This is a genomic window from Streptomyces sp. NPDC046887 (genome assembly GCF_040644755.1).
Lineage (GTDB): Bacteria > Actinomycetota > Actinomycetes > Streptomycetales > Streptomycetaceae > Streptomyces > Streptomyces lichenis.
Genome location: NZ_JBEYXH010000029.1, coordinates 85,109 through 93,287, shown reverse-complemented (window position 1 = coordinate 93,287; position 8,179 = coordinate 85,109). Strand labels below are relative to the sequence as shown.

The following is an 8,179-nucleotide window of genomic DNA, read 5'->3' as shown; positions in this document are numbered from 1 at the left end:
GGGCAGGCCGCCACGGCTGACGGACTCTGAACTCATCTGTCTGGCGGTCGCACAGGCTCTGCTCGGCTTCAGCTCCGAGGCACGCTGGCTCCGCTTCTCAAGTCGGTGCGGCAACTGATCGAGTCTGTGAACGACACCCTCAAAGGGCAGCTGAACCTCGAACAGCACGGTGGACGCAGCTTCGAGGACGTCGCCGTCCGCGTCGCTCAGAGAGTCCTCGCGATGGCCGCGATCTGGCGAAACCACAAGACCGGCTCCCCGGTCATGCGGTCGCTGGTCACATTCGATCACTGACACATCGGACTTATTCGTCTAGGAGACCTCATTGACTCGGTCGTAGATATTGCGTGCCACCACGTTTGCCAGATATGGACGCAAAAGGGATGAAATTCTTGCAACCTGCTCATCCACTCGTCCAGAATGGATGGTGGGAACCTCATCCAGAGCCTTCCCCCAAGTCGAACAAGCCACTTCAAGATGCCCTATTCTCAGCTGTCGTTCGGCGAGCATGAAGCTGAAACGAATTGCTGACCTTCTGCTGTCGCTGGCATCTCGAAGGCGAAAGTGCGATTCGAGCGATTCCACACTACCGGAAACGTCGCCGAGTTCATACCGGACTTGGGCGATGTGGTATGCAAGGGTTGAAGAGTTATAGGAACCAAACGTTTTTGAGCGCGATTCCGCCTTTTCTATGGCTGCTTCGGCCTCACGTAGATATCTGAGGGAAGCGTGCCGATCGCCCAGTTGGGCGCTGGCGTGTGCCTGTTGGCCAGCGAGAAATGCCCGCATGCGTGGTCCTGCTTGGGGCGATGCCGCCGCCGCGGCGTCAGCAAGTCGCATGGCGTGCCGACCGTGGCCTAGGTCCACTGACTGCACACTCATACCCCGAAGAGTAGTGCAGTAGGTCAGGTGGTCCTCGGCGGCCCCGGCGAGTTCAAGTGCCTTGAGGTAATACCTTTGGGCTAGTCCGTGAACTCCTTCATCTACCGCCATATAGCCAGTCAAATAACAAAGGTCCGATGCGGCAGCCATCATTGCTTTACGAACCGGGTCGGGGGCTTCAGCCTTCAGGTAGGGTGCAACGGTATTAACGAGGAACGCAGCGGCCATAGGTCGAGCGTGCCGACCTCCGAATTGATCGTCCAAGTCAGAAACGCGCTCCGTCATGGCGATGACCATGTTTACGTCGGCCATCCCTATGCGCTGCGTTTTTCCGGTTTGAATCGCTTCCATGCGTCCGATGACGTCTGGCCAGTTGGGAACGGCAAGGGCCACGGAGAACAGTCCAGCATTCAAGACGCTGCGGCGTGATGGATTCATGTCCTGCCTCCCGAGGTCTACTAGCCCTTCCACGGTAGTCGGATGGCTGCTGGACTCTTCCGGGGGTAGCGGGAATCCCGCCTCGGCGTACGTGATCGGCCGGAGCATTCGCCGGGCGAACACTTCGAGAACCAGCGGCCGGACGGACTCCTTTGGCAGGTGTCCGCTCAACCACTGGTGCACCGAGGGCTCCCGGTACCGCAGAGGCGTTCCGCGCTCCGTCCCTAAGCGGTTGACCTCCTGAGCGAACTGCCGCAGCGTCCAACCGCTCTCGCGGTACAGCCGTTCAAGTCCCGCGTTCGGCTGCCGTACCGTCACTGGCCTCAACTCCCGTGCGTTGAAGGCTTAAAGGTCTTAAGTCCTGCTCCTCTTTCAACAGTACCGCTGTGCGTGGTCGGGCGGTTGCCTAGTGCGAGCAGGACACCACGGCGGAGCGGAAGGCACTGGCATGGACCACGAGCCCACCTGTGAGACCAGCACACTTGGCGGGTTAGACGTACCGGCTGTGCTGGAGGAGCTTCGGCGGCCGGCGGAACCAGCGCGAGGACAGTTCCGTACTGGCGGATCTTCGAGCCCAAATCAACATGGACAACGAACGCCGTCACCTTGCATTCGGAGCGCTGGAGAGGTCGCTGTGATCCAGTGCCCTGAGTGCCGGAAGCTCAAGGACGCCGGGGAGGAGGCTGAGAGGGCGCGCGACTTCTCCCGTGCCGTGGACTGCCGGGTGTTGATGGCGCGACACCCCGATCACTCCGCCTCACGCAAGAGCCGGACGTGAAGACCCTCAAGAACCGCGCGGCCGCCCTCCGCTGTCGGGGGCGCATCTCCGGAAATCGGTCCACGGCCAGCCGGTTTCCCACCGATAGCGGACCCGAGTCCGAGTAGCGCCGGAGTCCGACACCTAAGTCCCCGCCCGGGGATCGAAACCCTGGACAGGTCGAGTGCCCCGGGCGGGTTGTAAGTGCCAGGAAGATCGAGTGGAAGGAACCTCAAATGGCAGACTGCGACCACGAGTGGGTGGGCTGGTCCGGGAAGAGTCGGTGCCGCAAGTGCGGTGCCACGCAGGGCTAGGAGAAGACCGATCACCGGGGCCGGGGAAACTCGGCCCCTCCGGCGTACTGAGGGGTCATGAGCGAGTGTGTCACGTGGGAAGAGCTGCCGACCGAACTTCGCACGACAGTGGAGGAGCACACAGGGAAGGTACTGTCCGCAGAACAGGTAAGTACGGGTCTCAACAGCCCGGCGGCATTCATCATCACGACCGCCAGGAACGGACGCCTGTTCTTCAAGGGGGTGCGGCTCGATGACCCCGAGGGGGTCAAGGCCACGCGCGCTGAGGAATCTCTCAATCGGACCGTGGCAGGCGTGGGCCCGTGGATTCGGCACCGGTTCGAGATGGCCGGGTGGTACTGCCTGGCCTTCATCCACGTGGACGGCAGGCATGTGGACTTCTCGCCCGGTACGAAGGATCTCGGGCCCGTGACGTTTACGCTCAACTGGATGGCGCGCCGATTCACGGTGCTGAGCCTTGCGCGCACCGACTACCGGCCGCCCATGCTGGCTGAGCGCTTCTCGGGATTTCTCAGCGAGAAGGAATCCGTCCTGCTCGACGGAACCAACATCCTGCACACGGATACCAACCCACACAACATCATGGTTTCCGACGCCGGGAAAAACGCCTACGTTGTGGATTGGGCCATGCCTGCCGTCGGCCCCGCCTGGGTGGACATGGCAAATACGGCCGTGCGGCTCATGGAAGCGGACCAGCCAGACGAAGATGCCCTTGCCTGGTTGGGTGGCTTCGACGCATGGAAGACGGCCGATCCGAAAGCCGTGAAGGCATACGTGGACGCGACGTGTCGGCAGTGGTCGGCGCGGGTCGGAGAGCAGGCGGCGAGGCGCAGCAACCGGCGCTTTTCCGTGCTGCTGGAGTACCCGCGCACCGAGCCCCGGGCGGCCCGTGGTCGCCGCTTGAGGGACACATGACCTTGCCGATGCGAGATAGGAGGCGGGGGGCCGTGCCTTCGGCGCCCCCTTGCCTCCCTTCTTATGTGGGCAACGAGTCGGAGGCTGGCCAAAGTGCCCGGTTGGCGACCGAAGTGCCCGGTTGGCGAGAGGTCGCCAAGATCAATGGGTCAGCGGGGCGGGAGGAGCCGGAACTCGTTGCCGTCGGGGTCGGCCAGCACCACCGCGCCGTGCTCGTCCGGTATGGAGGCCGTGCGGGTCGCTCCGAGGGAGAGAAGGCGCTCGACCTCGGCCTGCTGGTCGCCGTGGCCGGGGACGGCCAGGTCGAAGCGCAGCCGGTCGCGTCCGTGCTTCGGCAGCAGCGGGGGACCGCCCCAGGTGATCTTCGTGCCGCCGTGTGGGGACTGGATCGCGGTCTCCTCGTCCTGGTCCCAGACCAGCGGCCAGTCCAGCGCCTTGCTCCAGAAGTACCCGACCGCCTGGGAACCGTCGCAGGCGAGCGCCCCGATGAACCCGCAGTCGGCGAGGAAGGTGTTGCCCGCCGGGATCACGCAGAACTCGTTGCCCTCGGGGTCGGCGAGCACCACATGGCCCTCCTCGGGCCGTTGGCCTATGTCGATGTGCCGGGCGCCCAGTTCCAGCGACCGCGCCACGGTCTTCTCCTGGTCGTCGGGGGAGGCGCTGGTCAGGTCGAAGTGGATGCGGTTCTGGCCCCACTTCGGGTCCTGGGAGGGGGTGAAACGGAGCCCGAAGCCGGTCTCCTCGGCGGGCAGGACTTCCGCGGCGCCGTCCAGGGAGTCGCCGGCCGCTTCCCGGCCCAGCACACCGCCCCAGAAGCGGGCGAGGAGGAGGGGATCGTGCGCGTCGAAGCGGAGTGCGTCAAGGCGAAGGGGCATGTGGGGCATGTGAGGGGATCTCCGGTGGGGGTGGGTGGGGTCAGAGGGTGGTGAAGAGGTCGTGGAGGGGGGAGGGGGTCTGGTCGGGGTGGAGGGCGTCGACCAGGAGGCGGCCGTAGCGGATCTTGCGGCCCTTCTTGGTGCCGAGGAAGCGGCGCAACTGCTGCTCCGGGGGGCGGCCCCGGTGTGCGGGCTGGCTCTGGAAGGTCGTCCAGGCGCGGAGGTCGCCGGCCGCCCGGACGATGTCCTCGACCCGGGCGGCACCCAGAGCGCGGATGAGTTCGTCCTCCAGGTCTGCCACGCAGACGAAGAAGCGGTCGTGCGATGACGCTCCGGCCCGGGTCAGTCCGCGCTCGTAGTAGCCCCGTTCCCGCTGGTCGCAGAGGCCGGTGAGGCGCAGGCCGAGGCCGGGTGGCCCGAGGAGTCCGGCGTAGCGGCCTACGCTCATGGCTCCGCCCATCGGCACCACGCACACCCCCTCGGCGGCCAGGTCCCGGCCGCGCCGGGCGGCCAGCGCCTCCACGGCGGCGAGGTCGCTCAGCCCCTCCAGCAGCACGGCCGTCCGCACCCCGTGCTCCATGGCCAGCTCACGGGCGGGTTCACCGGGGCCGCCGGACGCCCAGTCGGCGACTGCGGCCCGTAGTTCCGCCGTCTCCGGGTGGGAGGGTCGTGTTTCCGCCATGGAGGGGAGTCTGCACTTCCGTCGGCGGAAGGGCACGGGATTTTGCGGCGGTGGGGGCGGTGCCGGGCGGTGCGGGGATGGCTGCCTGGTGGCGGCTACCCGGCTGGTGGGTGCTCCGCTCGGGCCCGCTCCGCCTCCGTTCGTATGCGTGTGGCCGCGGCGACCAGTTCGGCGTTGGAGGCGGCCGGGGTGCCGTCCGGGAGCAGCAGGGTGTCCTCCAGGCCGATCCGGGTGTCCAGGCCGAGATGGAGCGCCAGCCGCAGCACCGGCCAGGCGCCGCCGTCCTCGCCGTGCAGCAACACCGGCACACCCGCCGGCGGCGCGGCTTCCTCCAGCAGGGCCCGGGCGGTACGCGGTGCCGTGGCCGGGTCGGTGTCCGTCACCTCCGCCAGCACCCGCGCCACCCGGGGCGCCAGCGGTGAGGCGGCGAACAACCGCGCACCGGGCGTGCCCGACCAGAGGCCGGCCTCCACCGCCACCCCGCGCTCCAGCAGCGCCGCGGCGACCTCCTCGGCGCCCGGCTCATGCCAGTTGACCGAGGCCAGGTCGGGCAGCACCGTCCAGGCGCGGATCCGCTCCACCCGCCGTATCGGGTCGGGCTCCGCCCAGGCGCCGGTGGTGACGCCGACCGGCACGTCCACCGCCGCCCGTATCGCCTCCACCGTCTCGGCGACCAGCCGGCCGGACACACTGTCCTGGCCGCAGGGCGTCTTGGGGTGCACATGCACCTCCGCGGCACCGGCGGCGACCGCCCGCGCGGCCGACCGGGCCATCGCCTCCGGGGTCATCGGCACGGCCGCCGACTCCCCGGCGGTCCGGGCGCCGTTCAGGCAGGCCTGGATGAGGCCTTGGGCGGCGGGCCCGGCCGCATGCTGGTCCACGATCCCGTTCATGCTCTCGATGGTGGCAGCCGCCACTGACAATGGGACCGGTGTACCGGCGCGTGTGGCGAGACCTCGCCACCGGACCACGGGACTCGGCTACGCCACCGAGGCCAGCTGCTCCCGGTGCCGCCGTTCCTGCTTGGCCGCCGCCAGCGCCTCCGGGGTGAGCACCGGCTGCGGTACGACCACTCCGCACCCGGTGCACACCGGGCCGTGCCAGGGCTCGTTCGACAGTTCCGGGCGCCAGACGATCCCGGCGTCCGCGCACACCGGGCAGCGCTTCCCGGGGTCGGCCTCCAGTGCGGAGATCAGCCGCCGCAGCGCCTCCGCGAGCGGCAGCGTCGGGTGCAGGGACGGGTCGTCGCACCGCGCCACCCCGTAGCCGCCCCAGGTCCGCCGGTGCCAGTCGTCGAACGACCCGGGCCTCCGCAGCCCGTCGTGCTTCTCCTTCTTGCGGCGCTCGGCGAACCTCTCCTCGTAGGAGAGCCACACCTCGCGCGCCTCCTCCAACTCCTCCAGCGCGGCCACCAGCCGCGCCGGATCCACTCCCCGGTCCTCCGGGTGGAACCGGTGCCTGGTGCACAGATGGTGCCAGGTCGCCCGATGCCCGTAAGGGGCGAAGCGTTCCAGGCACTTGCGCAGCGAGTAGCGCCGTAGCGCCAGATCGCATCGAGGGTCACGAACCTGTCTGGCGAGACTCCGGAAACCGGCCATTCGCACTGCCACCTCCGTCGCGGGGTACTTCGGCTCACGGAATGGACGTACGGGTGCCCGGTTCGGCTCCCGTAAAAAGCGGATGGACCCCGTCCATGGCGCATCTGGCGTGAATTGCCCCAAGCGCGCCCGCCCCGTGCGCCCCACACGCCCATCGCGCGCCCCCTGGTCGGGGGATTTTCTGATGCCCGGTCAGCAGGCTCATGGAGGTACTCAATAGAGCAGGTACTTCCGGCGTACCGCGCGGAAGGCGGCCAGCTCGCGCCGCCAGGCGGCCACCACCTCCTCGGTGTCCGCGCCCGCGTCGATCATCGTGCGCACCCGCGCCGAGCCGGTCAGCTTGTCGATCCACTGGTCGGCCCGCCAGGCGAAACCGCTCCAGCTCCGCTTCGCCGTCACCAGCAGTCCGATCCCGGTGCGCACCGCGTCGAACGCCTCCCGGTCGTGGAGGTGCAGTTGCACCCCGCCGACCGTCTTCCCCTGGAACTTGGAGAAGGTGGGCGTGAAGTAGGCCTCCCGGAAGCGGACCCCGGGCAGCCCGAGGGCGTTGGCCGCCTCGGCCCACCGGCGGTCGATCCCCTCCGCGCCCAGCAGCTCGAAGGGCCGGGTGGTGCCCCGCCCCTCGGACAGATTGGTCCCCTCGAAGAGGCAGGTCCCCGCGTACACCAGGGCGGTCTCCGGCGTCGGCATATTGGGGCTCGGCGGCACCCAGGGCAGCCCGGTGGCGTCGAAGAAGTCGTCCCGGCGCCAGCCCGACATCCGTACCACCGACAGCTCGACCGGGCGCGCGGTCAGGAACTCCCCCCGGAACAGCAGCGCCAGCTCCGCCACCGTCATCCCGTGCGCCTGGGCGATCGGCTCCCGCCCGACGAAGGTGGCGAACGCCCGGTCGAGGACCGGGCCGGACGCGGCTCGGCCGGTCACCGGGTTCGGCCGGTCCAGGACGAGGAAGCGCTTCCCGGCCAGCGCGGCCGCCGCCATGCAGTCGTAGAGGGTCCAGATGTAGGTGTAGAAGCGGGCGCCCGCGTCCTGGATGTCAAACACCACGGTGTCCACCCCGGAGGCGGTGAAGACGTCCGCCAGCGGCTGCCCGCTCTTGAGGTACGTGTCGTAGACCGGCAGCCCGGTCGCCGGGTCGTCGTAGCGCCCCTCCGAACCGCCCGCCTGCGCGGTGCCCCGGAAGCCGTGCTCGGGCCCGAACACCGCCACCAGGTCCACCCGCTCGTCGGCGTGCATCACATCCACCAGATGGACGGCGTCGGCGGTGATCCCGGTCGGGTTGGTCACCACCCCGACCCGCTGCCCGGCCAGCTCCGCGTACCCTCCGGCGGCCAGCCGGTCGAACCCGGTGCGCACCCGCCGTCGTTCCCGTCCCCGTCCCTGCCCCCGTCCCCGTTCCCCGGCCGTTCGGGCGGCGGCCGGTCCGGCCCCGGCCGCGGTCACCGCGGCGGCCGCTCCCACCGCACCGCCCGCGGCCAGCAGACCTCTTCTGTCCACGCTCATCGACGCAACCTCCCCGATCGGGCACCGGATGATGCCGGGCGGCCCTGGCGACCGGCCGGGCCACGCACGCTAGCGCCGCCGAGGGCCCGGGGGAACGAGGCGGACCGGCCGGACCTGCCGCCGGTCGGCCGCTGTCCTTTCGGCTGCCATACCGACTGGTTAGTATGCGATGTCCATCGGTCCACGGGAGGCGGTCCGCCATGAGTACGCCCAGC

7 protein-coding genes and 1 pseudogene are annotated in these 8,179 nt (G+C 68.8%); 2 read left to right on the top strand and 6 right to left on the bottom strand.

All coding sequences use genetic code 11. The features are described from left to right. Positions 1–93: 93 nt before the first annotated feature. A pseudogene (locus ABZ945_RS23850) lies at positions 94–294 on the top strand (IS982 family transposase); the annotation flags it as partial. Between the two features lie 18 nt (positions 295–312). Here the strand turns inward: ABZ945_RS23850 and ABZ945_RS23845 are convergent. After that, positions 313–1,638 (bottom strand): tetratricopeptide repeat protein, encoded by a 1,326-nt coding sequence (locus ABZ945_RS23845; protein WP_361272951.1) that lies wholly within the window; start codon positions 1,636–1,638, stop codon positions 313–315. An 810-nt stretch (positions 1,639–2,448) separates the two neighbouring features. Here ABZ945_RS23845 and ABZ945_RS23840 point away from each other — a divergent pair. Continuing rightward, a complete protein-coding gene (locus ABZ945_RS23840; RefSeq protein ID WP_361272949.1) occupies positions 2,449–3,306 on the top strand; it encodes a phosphotransferase in 858 nt (285 codons plus the stop codon). 149 nt (positions 3,307–3,455) lie between these two features. Here the strand turns inward: ABZ945_RS23840 and ABZ945_RS23835 are convergent, their stop codons facing one another. The 5 genes from ABZ945_RS23835 to ABZ945_RS23815 all read right to left on the bottom strand — a co-directional run bounded on the left by ABZ945_RS23835 (position 3,456) and on the right by ABZ945_RS23815 (position 7,964). Beyond that, positions 3,456–4,181, bottom strand: coding sequence for a VOC family protein (locus tag ABZ945_RS23835; protein WP_361272946.1), 726 nt, complete (start codon positions 4,179–4,181; stop codon positions 3,456–3,458). Between the two features lie 40 nt (positions 4,182–4,221). Beyond that, positions 4,222–4,863 (bottom strand): TOPRIM nucleotidyl transferase/hydrolase domain-containing protein, encoded by a 642-nt coding sequence (locus ABZ945_RS23830; RefSeq protein WP_361272943.1) that lies wholly within the window; start codon positions 4,861–4,863, stop codon positions 4,222–4,224. Positions 4,864–4,958: 95 nt separating this feature from the next. Continuing rightward, the gene (locus ABZ945_RS23825) at positions 4,959–5,756 is read right to left on the bottom strand and encodes a 3-keto-5-aminohexanoate cleavage protein (RefSeq protein WP_361272941.1); all 798 of its coding nucleotides are present in this window, start codon (positions 5,754–5,756) and stop codon (positions 4,959–4,961) included. Positions 5,757–5,843: 87 nt separating this feature from the next. Then, positions 5,844–6,461, bottom strand: a complete 618-nt coding sequence (locus ABZ945_RS23820) for a hypothetical protein (protein ID WP_361272938.1) — start codon at positions 6,459–6,461, stop codon at positions 5,844–5,846. A 213-nt stretch (positions 6,462–6,674) separates the two neighbouring features. Continuing rightward, positions 6,675–7,964, bottom strand: coding sequence for a DUF1343 domain-containing protein (locus tag ABZ945_RS23815; protein WP_361272936.1), 1,290 nt, complete (start codon positions 7,962–7,964; stop codon positions 6,675–6,677). Positions 7,965–8,179 lie beyond the last annotated feature (215 nt).

Bases quoted from the DNA above. Each gene is read 5' to 3' on its own strand.
- ABZ945_RS23830 (WP_361272943.1), bottom strand. From the start codon at position 4,863: ATGGCGGAAACACGACCCTCCCACCCGGAGACGGCGGAACTACGGGCC.
- ABZ945_RS23815 (WP_361272936.1), bottom strand. From the start codon at position 7,964: ATGAGCGTGGACAGAAGAGGTCTGCTGGCCGCGGGCGGTGCGGTGGGA.
- ABZ945_RS23835 (WP_361272946.1), bottom strand. From the start codon at position 4,181: ATGCCCCTTCGCCTTGACGCACTCCGCTTCGACGCGCACGATCCCCTC.
- ABZ945_RS23825 (WP_361272941.1), bottom strand. From the start codon at position 5,756: ATGAACGGGATCGTGGACCAGCATGCGGCCGGGCCCGCCGCCCAAGGC.
- ABZ945_RS23840 (WP_361272949.1), top strand. From the start codon at position 2,449: ATGAGCGAGTGTGTCACGTGGGAAGAGCTGCCGACCGAACTTCGCACG.
- ABZ945_RS23820 (WP_361272938.1), bottom strand. From the start codon at position 6,461: ATGGCCGGTTTCCGGAGTCTCGCCAGACAGGTTCGTGACCCTCGATGC.